Here is a 16788-nt window from a genome sequence, read left to right as displayed (position 1 = left end):
ATAATATTTCTAATTCCAACGAAGAATAAATACTAATTGTTTCACGGTTTGGAAATAAATTGAACTAAACCTGAAAGCTTAGCTATTATCTTCTTGAAGTTTTTTCAGCAATTTTAGCATCGACTTTTCCAATTGAACATATTCTGGTTTTACTTTTCCTAGATATAAAAAAAGCATCATAAACCTAGTATTTTCACTTTCTTCAATTAGGTGTTTATTTAGCCTATATGCTTCTCGAAGTTGTCTTTTTACGCGGTTTCTATCTACTGCAGATTTAAAATTACGCTTAGGAACAGCAAATGCTGCTAGATTGGAATTGATTTCTTTATTAGGTAGAAAAAATACTTTTATAGGAAATTTAGTATACGTTTTCCCTTCCGAAAACAAGGTTTCAATTGTTTTGGTGCTTTTTAGCTTTTCGGTTTTTGGAAATTTTTTGTTCACCAAGTAAATATATAAAAAGACTTCTCAGCTTTTCAGTTGCATTTCAATAGTTTTCCTATCTTTTAGTTTTAAAGAAAATCACCTTTTAAAGTTGTAATTTTAGTTCTTAATTTAAAACTGTAAAAACAAAATTTAAAAATTATTCATTTTGAAAGAAACGCTTAAAATATCGATTATTCAAAGTAATCTTCATTGGGAAAATGCTGAAGCAAATCTGAAAATGTTTTCAGCGAAAATAGAAAATATTGAAGAGAAAACAGATTTAATCGTCCTTCCTGAAATGTTTTCAACAGGTTTTTCAATGAACGCCGAAAAATTAGCCGAACCGAACGATGGAAATACTTTAAAATGGATGATTAAAGAAGCAAAAACGCATAATACTGCTATTACCGGAAGTGTAATTATTAAGGAAGATGATAATTTTTTCAACCGGATGTTTTTTGTTTTTCCTGATGGCAGTTATAAAAAGTACGACAAAAGGCACACATTTACCTTAGCCAAGGAAAATGAAACGTATAAAGATGGTACCGAACGCTTAATTGTAGATTATAAAGGCTGGAAAATATGTCCGCTTATTTGTTACGACTTGCGTTTTCCTGTGTGGGCAAGAAATACAGAAGATTATGACATTTTAATTTATGTAGCAAACTGGCCAAAAGTAAGAACCTTAGCTTGGGACACGCTATTACGTGCGAGAGCAATTGAAAACATGACTTATTGCGTAGGCGTTAACAGAGCAGGTTTTGATGGAAACGACCACGAATATGTTGGACGTTCGGCAATTTACGATGTTTTAGGAGTTAAAATAACTTCTAAGGACATAGGGGAATTTACCGAAACGGTGGTTTTAGAAAAAGAACACATTGTTAACAACCGAAAACATTTTCAGTTTTTGAATGATAGAGACGATTTTACTTTAGTATAAATGTTTCGTTTAAACTCCAATTGGCACGTACTTCAATCTCTTTAGGATAATAGATAATTTTTTCGGCTTCCATCCTATTTAGGAAACTCCCTGTGTCCCATCTTCCGTTTTGATTGTCGTCATAGATAATTCTTAAAAAATATTTTTCCGGAGAAAGTTCATCGAAATAAACAGGAATATTTTCGGTTAAATATCTTTCTGCAACAACATTATACTTGCTATTCACAATTTGAACGATAATTGGAAATCTATTTACATTTACCAGATTGAGACTAAGCGTTCCGTAATCTGAAGACAATCGCGTTTTTACATTGAAATACAGTGTGTCATTTGTCTTCTCGAAAAAGTCGGTCAAGGCTCCAGGCATAATGCTTATGTTATAGCTTTCATCTTCTTCTTTTGGGAAATGCAGTTCTGCTAAATTGTGCTTTTTATTCAACCTTATTTCGGTATCAACAAGCACCGAATCTTTGTTAATAACTTCAAATTTCTCAGCATCAAAAGAAGTTATTGGGGTGTTTAATCGCAATTTAAAGGTGTCCTTTAACTTTAAAAACCCAGTTTTAACTGCTGAAACTTTTAACGAATCACTATAAAGTTCGCGTATTCTTACCGAAGCTGTATCTACTTTATTTCCATTTGTAACTTTAAAGAGCAAAGAATCTACTTTAAGATTAGGCTTAAACCAATAGTGAAGTGAATCTTTCATTTCATCTTTATAAGATGTGGAAACGTAATCTTGACCTACATCCGATAACATTTCAACCTTTAAGCTATCTACTCGCCCTTCATAACCAAAAATAATATGGTTTTTAGAAACTAAAGCAGGTCTTGCTAATTTGTAATCTGGAGTTTCTTTAAAAAGTGTAAGTACATAAGTAGAATCTGTAGGCAAGGTAATTACTTCATTTACAAATCCAATTTTATCTGTCTTTGGTTGAAAAGTGTAATCGTTACTTTTTTCCTTTAAAGCAATTAGTAAATATTTTCCTTGTTTTAGATTTGAAAGCTCAAATGTCCCGCTACTGTCTTTAGTAACAGTTATGTACATCGGTTTTTCAGAATAAACCAATGAGTCTTTAAATGTTTCATTTACTTCGTAAAGCATTACCGTTGTTGGAATTTCAGGAGAAATTAGCTTTGCATCTTTTACTTTCCCCGAAAGTTTTAAACTGTCTATATACGTTCCTGTTGAAAACACGTATTTAAAATATTCAAACTCGTTTTCTTCATTGTTATCAACAATACTTTTTCCGAAGTTGAAAGAATAGGTTGTATTTGGTTTTAAGGTATCTAATAGTTTTATTTTTAATCTTTTTGAAGTACTTAGCGGTGTGATAACCGGCGTATACTTCATGGGTGGTGAAATGATTAACTGATTGTTTAAATCTTTTAACTTGATATATTCATCAAAGCGAATTTCGATTTCATCTTCTTTAAAATTCGTGCTGTAATTTTCGGGAATACTTCTAACAATTACTGGAGGAATAGTATCTCTTGGTCCACCTGATGGCGTTCCTTTTTTGGCGCAATCTGTAAATGACAGCAATAACAAAAGCGCAATGGGAATGTATAGAAGGCGATGTTTCAAGATGAAATATTAGTTGTTAATAGATTTAAAAATAAATTTATTGAAATCTGCCCAAAATTAAACAATAAGAAAGAACTAGTTGCAATTAACAAACAACTATTAACGCTTATGCAACAGCAATCGTTGCTATACTAATGTTTACATTCTCTCCTTTAAGCAACTGCAGTGCACATTTTTCGAGCGTTGCACCTGTGGTGATAATGTCGTCTACTAATAGAATATGTTTGTTTTTAATATCTTCTAATTTCTGTATGGAAAAGACTTCTTCAGTTTCAAAACGGAGCATTCTTGTTTTAAAAACTTGAGAACCAGATTTTGAAATTTTAATTAAAATATCATCACGATAGGCTACGTCAAGGGCTAAGGCAATTTCTTTTCCAAACCCTTCCACTTGATTATAACCTCTTTTCTTTAATTTCTGTTTGTGTAATGGAACCGGAATTACCAAATCTATTTTATTGTAATTTTCACACTCGGCCAATTCTGCACCAAGCCATTTGCCAAAAAAATAACTAATATCCTCCTTTCCACGATATTTTAAGTTGTGAAGTAATTCCTGAGTTATTCCTCTTTTTTGAAAATAAAGTAGGGATGTTGCATTTTTTACTAAAAATCTTCCATAAAACTTATTTTTTAAAAAATTACTTTCATTTTTGTGAAACGAAGCTATAGGTAGGGAATGAATACATGCAATACAAACTGTTTTTTCTCCCTTGAGTAATGGATTATGACAACTATAACATATTTTAGGAAAGAGTAGATTTAACATTTTTTATGAAGTTTTATCATTTTATAAACGTTTGTTAAAGAAATACCTACCTACATTTACCAATTATACTAAATACAATTAAATTATGAGCACAGAAAATGAAAATAATAGTGGTAAATTTAAGATCCTTATAGGAGTTCTTTCACTACTACTCATTGCATTAGCAGTATATACTGTAACATTATTTAATGAGAATAAATCTACAATTTCTAATCTAGAAACTGAAAAAGAGTCTATAGAGAAGGAACTTGAAGGGTTAATCGCCAATTATGATGAAGTAATTAAAGATAATGAGTTAAAAGATAAAGACTTATTGGCCGCGCGTGAAAGAATAAATGTGCTATTAGATTCTGTTAAAGATGCTAAGGCTAATATCGGATTAATCCAGAGATATAAAGTTGAGGTTGGTAGATTAAAGCAAGAAAGAGCTATGCTATTTAAACGAGCTGATAGTTTAATTGCTGCCAATAAAAGACTTGCTATGGAGCGCGATAGTACTTTCTTAGAGTTGGATAATACTAGGATGGTGGTAGATTCTGTAAGTCAGGAGAACGAAGCAATGAATGAAATCTTGAAAAAAGGATCAATTGTTAAAGCAACTAACCTAAGAGGGGAAGCTGTAATTATTAGAAACAGCGGAAAAGTTGTAGATACAAGACGTTCAAGCCGTGCAGATAAAATTAGAGCTTGTTTTACACTAGCTCCAAACTCAATTGCTAAAAGCGGAGACAGAATTATTTACATTCAAGTTATCAACCCTAAAAATGTTATGATGGGTGATGATACAGTAAAACAATTTGAAGATAAAAACTTAAACTACAGTGCCTCTACAAATGTTTTTTACGAAAACGAAGCACTAGACGTTTGTATATTAGTTAATTCAAAAGAAGCAAACCTAGTTGAAGGTAGATATACAATTAATATTTTTGATGGACCAAATCAAATTGGAACAACAACAATGGAATTGAAATAGCCGATGAAATATACATTTTGATATAAAATTCATTATGTTTGGCTAAAATTAAAACTAAAACCATTGCAATTTTTGCAATGGTTTTTTAATAATAAAAAAAATCAAGTTCTCTCTTCGAAGGTTGAGGGGACTTTCCTATTTTTGTGACATGGCAAACAACGACGATCATTTTAAAAAAGTAGTTTCCCACGCAAGGGAATACGGTTACATATTTGCATCTAGCGAAATTTACGACGGACTTAGTGCTGTTTACGATTACGCTCAAAATGGTGTAGAATTAAAGAAAAACATTCGCGAATATTGGTGGCGAAGCATGGTGTATATGCATCAAAATATTGTAGGTATAGATTCTTCGATATTGATGCATCCAACAACTTGGAAGGCTTCGGGACACGTGGATGCTTTTAATGATCCTTTAATCGACAATAAGGATTCAAAAAAACGCTATCGCGCCGATGTGCTTATTGAAGATTATGCTGAAAAGCTTTATCAAAAAGCGCAAAAAGAAATTGAAAAGGCAAGAAAGCGTTTTGGCGATAGTTTTAATGAAGAAGAGTTTGTTTCTACAAATCCTCGTGTTATAAGATATCTAACAGAACAACGCACTGTTTTAGAGCGTATGGCTAGTTCACTTGAAAAAGAAGACTTAGCAGACGTAAAAGCGTTGATTGAAGAGCTCGGTATTGCAGATCCAGAAACTGGATCGAAAAACTGGACAGAGGTGCGTCAGTTCAACCTTATGTTTGGAACTAAACTTGGTGCTTCAGCAGATAGCGCGATGGATCTTTACCTACGCCCAGAAACTGCTCAAGGTATCTTTGTAAACTTTTTGAATATTCAAAAGAGTGGAAGAATGAAAATTCCATTCGGAATCGCTCAAACAGGGAAAGCTTTCCGTAACGAGATTGTAGCACGACAGTTTATCTTTCGAATGAGAGAGTTTGAACAAATGGAAATGCAATTCTTTGTTCGTCCTGGAGAAGAACTTAAATGGTACGAATACTGGAAGGAAACACGCTTAAAATGGCACTTTTCATTAGGAATGGGAGAAGAAAATTACCGTTTCCACGACCACGATAAACTTGCACATTACGCAAATGCAGCTGCAGATATCGAATTTAACTATCCTTTCGGATTTAAAGAATTAGAAGGAATTCATTCAAGAACAGATTTCGACCTTAAAGCTCACGAAAAATTCTCTGGTAAGAAGTTACAGTTTTTCGATCATGAGATGAATGAAAGCTATGTTCCTTACGTAGTTGAAACTTCAATAGGTTTAGACAGAATGTTCCTTGCTGTTTTGAGTAATTCACTTCAAGAAGAAACATTAGAGGATGGAAGCACGCGTACAGTATTAAAAATACCAGCAATTTTAGCACCGGTAAAAGCTGCAGTTCTTCCTCTTGTTAAGAAAGATGGACTTCCAGAAATTGCACAACAGATTATCGATACTCTTAAATGGGATTACAACGTAGCTTACGACGAAAAAGATGCCGTAGGAAGACGTTACCGCCGTCAAGATGCAGCTGGAACACCTTTCTGTATTACAGTAGATCATCAAACAATTGAAGATAATACAGTAACCATCCGTAACAGAGACACAATGGAACAGGAAAGAATTAGTATTTCTGAAATTTCAGATAAAATGAAGGAAACCATCTCATACCAAAGTTGGCTTTCTAAATAGTTTTTTTTAAGTGGTTAATTCTATATTTCAAGAAGAGGAGGATAATTAAATATCCTCCTTTTTTTATACCTAAGAAGTAATTATTCTGTTCTGTTTACAATTGAAGTAACTTCTACTGGAATCGCTTTATTACATCTATTCATCTGTCTTAAGCCATTATATTTTACCCATACAGCTTGATTCTCTTGTTTAAATTTTTCTTTTAAATTCACAGGATCAACGTAGTAAATTCCTCTTTCACCACTTTCCAATTGGATGGTATATTCACAATCGTCTTTTAAGTTTGAGTAAAAAATTTTCCCTGCCAAATACCCTTCTGCTATCATTTTTTTTGCTTCCATTTCTGATGAATTATTCTCATCACCCGCAGGTTGGTTTTGCATGGGACCACAAGAAATTATAAATACTGAGAAGAGTGCTAAAGTTGTTTTAAATATCATTTATTGATGTGTTTTTGATTTATGAAGATACAAAATTGAACCTATTTTTAAAGAAATGATTTAGCATAATTCTTACTAAAAATAAGCTCTCAACTGCACACTTCCTGTATGTACTGTTTTAGTAGTTTCGCTTTTACGTCCAAAATAGGATAGGTTAGCATCCAAATATTTAGTTATTCGTTTTTGTAAAAGCATCCGCCAAGTAAAGTTAGTTCCTGGTTGTAGGCCTTCCAACATTTGATATGCTACAGGAGAAAATGGACTTCCTTCAAATTTGTTATTGATATAATTAAATTCTCCATTTATAGAAACCTTTTCAGCATTGGAATAAGCAAAAGAAAACCCTATAACCTGTTGGTCCAATTTTTCCATTTCGCCTAATTTATTCGATTGGTTTTCAAATTCATAAAAAACATCAAATCGAGTTTGCTGGCTCAATAAATACGATATTTTTGGATTGAAAGAATATGATTCAAGTTGGTAATTTCTATTTGCAAAATTTTCTGAAAGACTTTCATTATTGCTAATTTGACTTTTAAAATTCATCAACCAGCTTTCTTTAATCTTGTGATTAAAGTTTAGCTGATGACTTTTCGATTTGTTTTGTTGTAAGCCAATAGCAAGCAGATTGTCACTAGACGATGAAATATAAGTGTAGCTAGTAGTAAAATGCTGTTTTCCGCGATTGAAAAATAACGCATTTCTAAAATTTGAAATCAACCCAAGTTGGTCCTCCCCTCCATCTTTAAAAGGGTTAATATTAAAAGCATCATTTCTTCGTTTTACTTTTCTATCTAGAATGTATGAAGTTTGATTGTAAAAGTGAGAAAGAAACTTTTTAAAACCCTCTTCATTCAACCATTTTTGAGGATTTAAAGTAAGTATCTGACTGAATTTATTCTGACGGATTTTTAAGAAAACTTGATTGGGTAGTAATATCCTAATGTATTCCGCTTGATCTTGAAACTGCGCTACTTCAAATTCTTCTAATTCTTGAATTCCATTATTATTATAATCAATCCAAGTGTAAACACCCTGCCCTGCTTCGGTCTTAACATAGGTAAATTCCTGCTGTGGAATAACCCCATTGTTAGATTCTAAAGTAGTATTCCATCGAATTCCCCCTTGCAACAACGCTTGGTTGTAAATAATTCTGGAATTTAACGAACGGTCTATTTCACGCTTAGTTTCAATTGTAGGAATTTCTTGACTCAATCCAGTTTCGTCTCCCACTTTAAGTTCATACTTAAGCGTTCGGTAATTTGCAAAAGCAGAAAGTTGAGTGTTGTCAGTATTTATCAATCGCGACTTTAAGTAAAATGTATGCGATGAATTTACTTTTTGAAGTCTGTTGTTTCTAACACTATCATTAACCCGATATTGGTAACCAGTTTCTACAAACACTTGCGTGCTATCTCCTACGCCTATATAAGCCTCATAAGCGCTAAATTTTTGACTTGTAGGGGAAATACTATCGCGAAGGATATCTTTAACCTGGTTGTCTTCTAAAGCCGTTTTAGCGCCAATCCAAGCTTTGTCCAACGAATATGTTGCAGTATTGTTCAGTCGAAAGAATTTTGATGTAATTGAATCGGCTTTGCTATTTAATAAACTTCCGTTTGTTCTTAACCTGAATTTATTTAGCTTAATCTCTGATGCAATTACATGACGTGTCCCATTGAAGTTTTCAGAATAATTCAAATTTTGAAATTCATACCTACCTCTTCCATTTTTTGGATGTGAAAATTCAACTCCAGAAATTACAAAGCTTTGATTTCCTTGAGGGTTTATTAGGTTCCAATCTCTGTTAAACTCAATATTGTAAAGGTTTTCGATGGTTTTAAAATCTTTTTGTACAAAGTCTAACGAACCAAATGCATCAACTTTTAGTGTATCTGCTGAAGTTAATACACGTTGTTTAAAAGCTAATCTTCCTGCAAAACCATCGTTATTTGAATCGTCTATATCGCTAAACAAATTGAGGTCGTTTTTACTACCTGCAACTTCAAAATCTATTTGAGTTTTATCGGAAGGATGATAACTTCCATTTAAACCACCTATTTGAAGTTTTATTGGAGCATTTAATTTAACAATTGGCTCATAATTTCCTTGTGGGACACCATTTACAGGAGGTTTATATTCAAAAATTCTGCTGATAGCGTTATTATCGGCTATTACATAATTACCGTTGTTACTTCCAACCAGTGAGAAACGCACACTGTAAAGTTCGTCTTCTGGATTATTTGAAAACACGAAAATTTCCTCCCCATTGATAATTACTTTTTTGTAGAGAATTTTGTTTTCAGAATACGTATCAGGAACCGCTGATGGTGCTGTCATTAAATCCTTATCATCTCCAGCTGCTTTTAAAATTGCCACTTGTTCTTCCGAAAGACTTTGTTGCAAGGGCTGATTTTTTGCATCATTTTCAGAATAAACATATACACCTAAGTCCAATTTATCACTTGAATAATTCCCACCTCCATAGCCAATAAAACGCGTGTAGCTTCTATCGGTATATTGATATTCTACAGTAATTCGCATATCGCTAGTTATAGGATAAGTAGGATTAAATTTTATTTCACCAGCATTGTAATCAATTACGTAATCTTCGTTTTCGCCTCTATTTAAGAGCAGTCCGTTTACATAAACTCGCTCACTACCTGAAACAACTAAAATATAAAGCTCTCCGTTAGGACCTACGAGTTTATATGGTCCTTGGTTTCCTTCTTGTCCAACAAATTCACTTTTAGAAAAAACACCTTTAACTAATGCCCCAGAAGCAAAAGCTGAAATTTTGGAACCGTCCTCATTGTTAAAAGTCCCGCCAAGAGAAATCCCTTGCACTTTTTTCGTAAATCTTCCGAAGTAGCTATTATTGTTTTGAAGATCTATATCTCCTGCCCGTATATTCCAATTTTCCCCAAAAAGCTCTATGAAAATCTGATCAAATTCATTTAAACTCTGTGAATAACCGCCTTCTTGGGTGGGAATATTTGCATCCTGAATAGAAGCACGAATCGAAACCTTATCACTTAATTTTCCCGTTATCTGTAAATCTAACTGACTATTAACAACTGCATTTTGATTGTTTCCAATGGTGATACCTCGTGAAATACTTCCAGATGTATTCAATCCATCAAAAGGTGTAAAGGTGTTTTTGTTAGTGCTTTCTTGTAGAGAATATAGTTTATCAATCCGCCCTGTGTTTTCAACAATTATTTTTGGGTCTAGTGCGAAATAATCTCGGGTAAGAAAATCAGGATACTTTAAATACTGAATGGTCACAGAGTCTTCTCTTCGAAGTATTCCATCGGCTTCATCTTCAGTACGGGAAGGAAAAATTATCCTTCCTTTTTTAAAATCTATTAAATAACTAAAGGGATCTAGCTCATTTCCTTCTTTGTCGAAGATGTTGAACTTTTTAGGGTTTATTCCAGCACTATCAATTGCTACTGTATCTCTTACCGCAAATTTTTTCTCAATATAATTTGAATTAATATCCTGTGCATAGCCTATTGCTACGAACGTAAAAATGAAAATGGACAGGATTAACTTCATTAACTATAAAACTATTCGTTTGGCTTTTTATTTTGATAGGGTAAAAATACAATCTCAATCCCGAGGAGGTTGGAATTTTTTAAAACAAATTTAAATACTTAATGTAATAAAGTATTGGTTGTTAATAGCTGTTTAGATATTTATCTTGCAAGCTTAAAATAATTACTTAACTCCCAAAAGAAATACCCGACATCAGGGCATTTTATATGAAAATAATCTCATACAACGTAAACGGAATTCGCGCAGCTATGCGAAAAGGATTTATCGATTGGTTAAAAGCTGCAAATCCTGATGTAGTTTGTATTCAGGAAACTAAAGCTAATATTGATCAAGTAGATGTAGCGGAAATTGAAAAGGCTGGTTATCCCTATCACTATTGGTTTAGTGCTCAAAAAAAAGGGTATAGTGGCGTTGCGATATTTTCTAAAATTATCCCCAATCATGTAGAATACGGAACTGGAATTGATTATATGGACTTCGAAGGGCGAAATATTCGTGTAGATTTTGATGCTCCTGCTCTTCCTGGTGGGCAGATTTCTGTAATGAGTTTGTATTTGCCAAGTGGAACAAATATTCAGCGTTTAGAGCACAAACTCACGTATATGGATGATTTCCGAAAATATATCGACGACCTAAGAAAAGAAATCCCAAATTTGATTATTTGCGGCGATTATAACGTCTGTCACAAGGCAATTGATATTCACGACCCGGTAAGAAATAAAAACGTTTCTGGCTTCTTGCCCGTAGAAAGAGAATGGTTGGACGATTTTATGAATAGCGGTTTTATAGACAGTTTTAGACATTTCAATAAAGAACCACATAATTATACTTGGTGGAGCTATCGTGCAAATGCAAGAAACAATAATAAAGGCTGGCGCATTGATTATAACTTGGTCTCTGAACCCTTAAAAGACAACTTAAAACGAGCAGTAATCTTGCCTGATGCTAAACACAGTGACCATTGTCCGCATTTGGTGGAGTTAGAGTTCTAAAAATGCGTCAGGTTTGACAAATTTTGTAAACCTGTCAAGTATTATCAAATTCAATACTATGAAATACACAACGCTTCCAAATACCAATTTAAAAATCAGTAAACTCTGTCTTGGAACGATGACGTGGGGGCAACAGAATACAGAGGCCGAAGCGCATCAACAATTAGATTTTGCTACTGAAAAAGGGATAAACTTTATAGATTGTGCCGAAATGTACCCAGCTCCTGCCAATCCAAAGACCCAAGGCAGAACAGAAACTTATATTGGAAACTGGTTAGCAAGGAAAAAAAACAGAAACGATATAGTAATTGCAACGAAGATTGCTGGGCCAAGCCGAAACATGGATCATATTCGTGTGCCTTTAGATTTTAGTAGAAAATCTTTGGATGAAGCGATTAATAACAGTTTAAAGCGATTACAAACTGATTTTATAGATTTATATCAATTACATTGGCCTGAGCGAAGTACTAATTATTTTGGGCAACGTGATTATACCTATAAAGAAGACGAAGCTTGGAGCGATAATTTCGCAGAAGTACTTTACAATTTTGAGCGTTTTGTAAAAGAGGGTAAAATCCGCCATTTCGGACTTTCAAACGAAACTCCTTATGGGGTGATGCGTTGTATGGAAGAGGCTAGAAAAGGGAGTATTAAAATTGCAACAGTCCAAAATCCTTTTAATTTACTGAATCGAAAAGATGAAATTGGGCTTTCCGAAATCCTTCATCGCGAAGATATTGGGTATTTACCTTATTCACCTCTAGGTTTTGGTACGCTTACAGGGAAATATTTAACGGGAAAAGCAAATGAAAATTCCCGTATAAATCAATTTAAACAGTATAGTCGTTATAGCAGTGATACTGCAAAGGAAGCAACGAGACAATATTTTGAAATCGCTAAAAAACACGATTTAAGCTTTACTCATTTAGCACTAGCATTTATTCTTCAGAAGAAGTTTGTTACAGCTCCGATTATAGGAGCAACTTCCTTAGCGCAACTCTCAGAAAATATTGAATGTATAAATTTTACACTTTCAAAAAGCATTTTGAAGGAGATTAATACTGTTCATAACAATATTCCTAACCCTGCTCCTTAGGGTTATAAGTGTTATTTGTTAGGTTTTATGAGGTAAGGGATACTAATGAAAAGATTATCAAATTGAAAAAGACCTGTCAGGTTTTAAAAACCTGACAGGTCTAACATAGGTTATTAGTGTGAAATTAAAAATCCCAAATTCCAGTTACCTGAAATTTGGGATTTTATTTATTTTGGAAATTGCCTTAAAAAGCAAGTTGCGTGATTTCGACCTTTTAGTTGAAATGGTCCCGAAACTAATCAGCCAATACCATTACTTTATTGTTGTTGCATTCAACAGTTCCTCCAGAAATATGAAGTACCCATTGTCCGTCTTCTTGAGTAAAGTTTTTTTGAAAACCTTCCGCGAATGTTGGGTTTCCTCTAAACTTTACTTTTCCTTTTTGTAAAACAGAAACAATAGCTGCGTGATTGTTAAGCATTTGAAACTCACCTTCCACACCAGGAACGGTTACGCTTTCTACTTCTCCAGCAACTAAAGATGCTTCAGGGGTTACTATTTCTAAGTACATTTTTTCAATTATAAATTATGAATTATGAATTCAGAATCTGCTTTATAATTCAGAATTCTGCAATCTTAACTCCGAATTATTTTAAGCTTCCGCAAGCATTTTTTCTCCTGCTGCAATTGCTTCTTCGATAGTTCCTTTAAGGTTGAATGCTGCTTCTGGAAGGTGGTCTAACTCTCCATCCATAATCATATTGAAACCTTTAATTGTTTCTTTAATATCAACTAGAACTCCAGGAATACCAGTAAACTGCTCTGCTACGTGGAAAGGCTGAGAAAGGAAACGTTGTACACGACGTGCGCGTCCTACTGCCATTTTATCTTCCTCTGAAAGTTCTTCCATACCAAGAATCGCGATGATATCTTGTAATTCTTTATATCTCTGTAAAAGCTCTTTTACTCTTTGTGCACAAGCATAGTGTTCTTTTCCAAGAATAGCTTCTGTAAGAATTCTTGAAGTAGAATCTAAAGGATCTACTGCAGGGTAAATACCAAGCTCAGCAATTTTACGAGAAAGTACTGTTGTTGCATCCAAGTGGGCGAACGTTGTTGCCGGCGCTGGATCCGTAAGGTCATCCGCAGGTACGTAAACCGCCTGTACAGAAGTAATAGAACCTCTTTTTGTTGAAGTAATACGCTCTTGCATAGCACCCATCTCTGTTGCCAAAGTTGGTTGATAACCTACCGCTGAAGGCATACGACCTAGAAGGGCAGACACCTCAGAACCTGCTTGCGTAAAACGGAAAATGTTATCTACGAAGAAAAGTACGTCTTTTCCTTGTCCTTCTCCTGCTCCATCACGGAAATACTCAGCAATTGTCAATCCTGAAAGCGCAACACGTGCACGTGCTCCAGGTGGTTCGTTCATCTGTCCGAATACGAAAGTAGCTTTAGATTCTTTCATCGCAGTTTTATCAACTTTAGAAAGATCCCATCCACCTTCTTCCATAGACTTCATGAAATCGTCACCGTAACGGATAATTCCAGATTCAAGCATTTCACGAAGTAAGTCGTTACCCTCACGAGTACGCTCACCTACACCAGCGAATACTGAAAGTCCACCGTGTCCTTTTGCAATATTGTTAATTAACTCCTGAATAAGTACTGTTTTTCCTACACCAGCACCACCGAATAGACCAATTTTACCACCTTTTGCGTAAGGCTCAATAAGGTCAATTACTTTAATACCAGTAAATAGAACTTCAGTGGAAGTTGAAAGATCTTCAAATTTTGGTGCTTCACGGTGAATTGGAAGTCCGTTATCGCCAGCTTTTGGCAAGTTTCCAATACCGTCAATAGCATCACCAATTACGTTAAAAAGTCGGCCATATACTTCATCACCAATAGGCATTTGAATAGGCGCTCCTGTAGCAACAGCTTCAGCACCACGGCTTAAACCGTCTGTAGAATCCATTGAAATGGTACGCACCATACTTTCACCAATGTGTGATTGAACCTCAAGAACTAATTTGTTCCCGTGGTTGTTTACCTCTAACGAGTCGTATATTTTTGGAAGTTCCGATCCGCTTTCAAAAGCAACGTCTACTACCGGGCCAATAATCTGTGCAACTTTTCCTGTACTTTGTGACATGAGTAACTCTTTATTTTATAGTTATCTAAGGCTGAATAAACCAGCCCTGTTTTAAACAGGTGCAAAGATAGTTTTTTCTGAATGATAATTGCAATGGAATTTTTAAAAAAATTACAACTACACAATTCTTTGCATAACAGTTAATTAGAACATCTTATAAAGGAACAGCAGAATCGTTTTTTTATTCTTTTCGTAAAACAGTTTCTATGAAGAAGTTTCTGCATTTAACTTTAGAATTATTTTAAAGCAATTTTCAAATTGTTAGTCGAGTTTTTCACAAAGTCTACGAACCTCCTTCGAGAATAAATCGATTATCTTGTTTTGTAGTTTGTCTCCTTTAGGAATAATCCTACCATCAATTTCAACAACAGGTGTCAATTCACCCATAGTCCCTGTGGCAATTACTCCATCGGCATTGTAAAACTGTGAAAGTGTTATATCGGCTTCTGAAATTTCAATTTCGTGTTTTTTACATAATTCAATTACAGAGTTTCTCGTAATTCCAGGTAAACAGGCATGAGCGAAAGGAGTAAAAACTTTACCATCTTTTACCATAAAAAGATTGCTGCCATTTAATTCGGCTATAAATCCACGATCGTCCAGCATTAAACCTGCATCTTTTCCGGCAACATTAGCTTGAATTTTTGCAATTATGTTATTAAGTAAGTTGTTGTGATGGATTTTACTGTCTAAAAATTGCGGCGAATTTCTTCTTTGACTTGTACTAATTACTTTTATTCCGTGGTCATTGTTGTATACTAAAGGTTTCCATTCTGCTAAAACAATTAAACAAGAACCACTCTGATTTAATCTAGGATCCATGCCGCTTGTAATCTTTTCACCTCGGGTTAACGTTAACCGAATATGAGTATCATCGGTCATTCCGTTTGCATCGAGAGTTTGCTTAATTGCCTTTTTGATGAATTCCTTTGAAGGAATATCTGCAAAGGCCAAGGTTTTAGCCGATTCGTGTAAACGAGTTAAATGTTTGTCTAAACAAACTATCCCTTCAGGGTAAACGCGTAAACCTTCCCAAACTGCATCACCACCTTGAACCGAGCTGTCAAAAACTGAAACTTTTGCTTCACTTCGCGGGTATAGCTTGTCTTTTATAAATACTTGAATGTTGTCGTTTTTGGGGTTAGATTTTTGAAGCATTCTATTGAAATTATGAATTATGAGTTATGAGTTGATGGAGTTGTTATGTCGAGAAAGGATTTCCTTTAAATTAAAATATTTTTTTTAGCACCTCATCCCGAAGGGATGAAATATTTATAGAAAAAAGTAACCGATATTTATACGACCCCATCGGGGTCGGATGCGGTTTCAATGATGTTTGCTATAAATATATGAACCATTCGGGTTCGGTATTCTTATAGTATTGGTTTGAATTCATAATAATTATGTATTATTCACAATATTATTTTTTAGAGTTTCGTAATAGGGCAAAGCCTCTTTTAGCAACGGTTTCAAATGTTCGGGTAAGGGCTGAGAACTACTTTTTTGAAGCCTAAACCCTTCGCTGTTGTGAACATTTTTATACCAATGTTTTGCCCAAATTCCATCTTCTGGAATGCTGCCTTTTTCCCATCGAAGCATTTTTTCAGAAAAAGGAATTTTCAGTAATTTACAAAGTTTTCTTAGATAGGCTTCGGGATTTTTTAAAAGTTCGTCACTATCAATAACTGTAGGAGTCTTTTTATTGTTCTTCAGAAATAAGAATAATTCTGAAGCTTTTTTTATTCCAATATCATTCAAAGTAGGGGTGTGGATTACTTTTGAAAAGGATGCAATCAATTTTTTTGGATGACGAATAAGAATAACATTTTCCCAATTCAATATAAAGTGTGGTGTGTCTGTTAGGTAATGATGTGCCATCCCTTTTACAAAAACCTTTTGGGTTTTAGAAAGCTTGTTTATAGCATCAACCACCTTTTCCTCTTTCAATTCCATAGTTTGTAGAATTTCTTTTTGAGAAGGATGCTCATTTTCCAATGCTGCGTTAGCGAGATAGTAACCGTAAAAAGGCTCGTCTAAAACAGAAATATCTTCTCGTTGTGCAAACGAATACATAAGGGCGGTAGAAAGATTTCGCGGACCCGAGATAAGATTGATTACTTTCATTTACTAAAAGTATCAAATTTATTTTGGAAATAGGATATCTTTTATAATAGCTCGAACTGAATTTTTTCAGTGTTTTATTCTCGACTTC

14 protein-coding genes are annotated in these 16788 nt (G+C 34.2%); 5 read left to right on the top strand and 9 right to left on the bottom strand.

The features are described from left to right. Positions 1–78: 78 nt before the first annotated feature. Positions 79–444 carry a ribonuclease P protein component gene (rnpA, locus tag H4O20_RS10890; protein ID WP_282033012.1) on the bottom strand — a complete coding sequence of 122 codons (366 nt, stop codon included), beginning with the start codon at positions 442–444 and terminating at the stop codon, positions 79–81. A 148-nt stretch (positions 445–592) separates the two neighbouring features. Here rnpA and H4O20_RS10885 point away from each other — a divergent pair, with 148 nt between their 5' ends. Continuing rightward, the gene (locus H4O20_RS10885) at positions 593–1369 is read left to right on the top strand and encodes an amidohydrolase (protein WP_185099265.1); all 777 of its coding nucleotides are present in this window, start codon (positions 593–595) and stop codon (positions 1367–1369) included. Here H4O20_RS10885 and H4O20_RS10880 read toward each other — a convergent pair. Then, positions 1356–2960, bottom strand: a complete 1605-nt coding sequence (locus H4O20_RS10880; protein ID WP_158319104.1) for an Ig-like domain-containing protein — start codon at positions 2958–2960, stop codon at positions 1356–1358. The two genes, H4O20_RS10885 and H4O20_RS10880, sit on opposite strands and share 14 nt — an antisense overlap. A gap of 106 nt (positions 2961–3066) precedes the next feature. Continuing rightward, the gene (locus H4O20_RS10875) at positions 3067–3729 is read right to left on the bottom strand and encodes a ComF family protein (RefSeq protein ID WP_139854152.1); all 663 of its coding nucleotides are present in this window, start codon (positions 3727–3729) and stop codon (positions 3067–3069) included. 85 nt (positions 3730–3814) lie between these two features. Between H4O20_RS10875 and H4O20_RS10870 the strand changes: the two genes are divergently transcribed. Continuing rightward, complete coding sequence (locus H4O20_RS10870) at positions 3815–4702, top strand: hypothetical protein (protein WP_139854151.1); 888 nt, start codon at positions 3815–3817, stop codon at positions 4700–4702. Positions 4703–4850: 148 nt separating this feature from the next. Beyond that, positions 4851–6389, top strand: coding sequence for a glycine--tRNA ligase (locus H4O20_RS10865; RefSeq protein ID WP_185099264.1), 1539 nt, complete (start codon positions 4851–4853; stop codon positions 6387–6389). 80 nt (positions 6390–6469) lie between these two features. Here H4O20_RS10865 and H4O20_RS10860 read toward each other — a convergent pair whose 3' ends face one another. Then, positions 6470–6829, bottom strand: a complete 360-nt coding sequence (locus tag H4O20_RS10860) for a hypothetical protein (RefSeq protein WP_185099263.1) — start codon at positions 6827–6829, stop codon at positions 6470–6472. Positions 6830–6904: 75 nt separating this feature from the next. Further along, a complete protein-coding gene (locus H4O20_RS10855) occupies positions 6905–10390 on the bottom strand; it encodes a hypothetical protein (protein WP_185099262.1) in 3486 nt (1161 codons plus the stop codon). A 206-nt stretch (positions 10391–10596) separates the two neighbouring features. On the opposite strand from H4O20_RS10855, the gene H4O20_RS10850 reads away from it, so the two are divergent. Together H4O20_RS10850 and H4O20_RS10845 are read left to right on the top strand one after the other, a co-directional pair. After that, entirely contained in the window at positions 10597–11382 is a 786-nt protein-coding gene (locus tag H4O20_RS10850; RefSeq protein ID WP_139854147.1) for an exodeoxyribonuclease III, read from the top strand. Positions 11383–11440: 58 nt separating this feature from the next. Next, the gene (locus H4O20_RS10845; RefSeq protein WP_185099261.1) at positions 11441–12478 is read left to right on the top strand and encodes an aldo/keto reductase; all 1038 of its coding nucleotides are present in this window, start codon (positions 11441–11443) and stop codon (positions 12476–12478) included. Between the two features lie 235 nt (positions 12479–12713). Here the strand turns inward: H4O20_RS10845 and H4O20_RS10840 are convergent, their stop codons facing one another. The 4 genes from H4O20_RS10840 to H4O20_RS10825 all read right to left on the bottom strand — a co-directional run bounded on the left by H4O20_RS10840 (position 12714) and on the right by H4O20_RS10825 (position 16700). Then, positions 12714–12989, bottom strand: coding sequence for a F0F1 ATP synthase subunit epsilon (locus tag H4O20_RS10840; protein ID WP_139854145.1), 276 nt, complete (start codon positions 12987–12989; stop codon positions 12714–12716). Positions 12990–13070: 81 nt separating this feature from the next. Continuing rightward, positions 13071–14576 (bottom strand): F0F1 ATP synthase subunit beta, encoded by a 1506-nt coding sequence (atpD, locus tag H4O20_RS10835; protein ID WP_139854144.1) that lies wholly within the window; start codon positions 14574–14576, stop codon positions 13071–13073. A gap of 261 nt (positions 14577–14837) precedes the next feature. Continuing rightward, a complete protein-coding gene (locus tag H4O20_RS10830; protein WP_185099260.1) occupies positions 14838–15734 on the bottom strand; it encodes an aminotransferase class IV in 897 nt (298 codons plus the stop codon). Between the two features lie 243 nt (positions 15735–15977). Further along, positions 15978–16700, bottom strand: coding sequence for a sulfotransferase family protein (locus H4O20_RS10825; protein ID WP_185099259.1), 723 nt, complete (start codon positions 16698–16700; stop codon positions 15978–15980). Positions 16701–16788: the final 88 nt, after the last annotated feature.

Source organism: Aequorivita sp. 609, assembly GCF_014212065.1.
GTDB classification, from domain to species: Bacteria; Bacteroidota; Bacteroidia; order Flavobacteriales; family Flavobacteriaceae; genus Aequorivita; species Aequorivita sinensis.
This window is presented reverse-complemented; position numbering and strand designations above follow the sequence as displayed.

Coding starts and splice junctions, on each gene's coding strand:
- H4O20_RS10875 (WP_139854152.1), bottom strand. CDS start 3,729: ATGTTAAATCTACTCTTTCCTAAAATATGTTATAGTTGTCATAATCCA.
- H4O20_RS10870 (WP_139854151.1), top strand. CDS start 3,815: ATGAGCACAGAAAATGAAAATAATAGTGGTAAATTTAAGATCCTTATA.
- H4O20_RS10865 (WP_185099264.1), top strand. CDS start 4,851: ATGGCAAACAACGACGATCATTTTAAAAAAGTAGTTTCCCACGCAAGG.
- H4O20_RS10860 (WP_185099263.1), bottom strand. CDS start 6,829: ATGATATTTAAAACAACTTTAGCACTCTTCTCAGTATTTATAATTTCT.
- H4O20_RS10855 (WP_185099262.1), bottom strand. CDS start 10,390: ATGAAGTTAATCCTGTCCATTTTCATTTTTACGTTCGTAGCAATAGGC.
- H4O20_RS10850 (WP_139854147.1), top strand. CDS start 10,597: ATGAAAATAATCTCATACAACGTAAACGGAATTCGCGCAGCTATGCGA.
- H4O20_RS10845 (WP_185099261.1), top strand. CDS start 11,441: ATGAAATACACAACGCTTCCAAATACCAATTTAAAAATCAGTAAACTC.
- H4O20_RS10840 (WP_139854145.1), bottom strand. CDS start 12,989: ATGTACTTAGAAATAGTAACCCCTGAAGCATCTTTAGTTGCTGGAGAA.
- atpD (WP_139854144.1), bottom strand. CDS start 14,576: ATGTCACAAAGTACAGGAAAAGTTGCACAGATTATTGGCCCGGTAGTA.
- H4O20_RS10830 (WP_185099260.1), bottom strand. CDS start 15,734: ATGCTTCAAAAATCTAACCCCAAAAACGACAACATTCAAGTATTTATA.
- H4O20_RS10825 (WP_185099259.1), bottom strand. CDS start 16,700: ATGAAAGTAATCAATCTTATCTCGGGTCCGCGAAATCTTTCTACCGCC.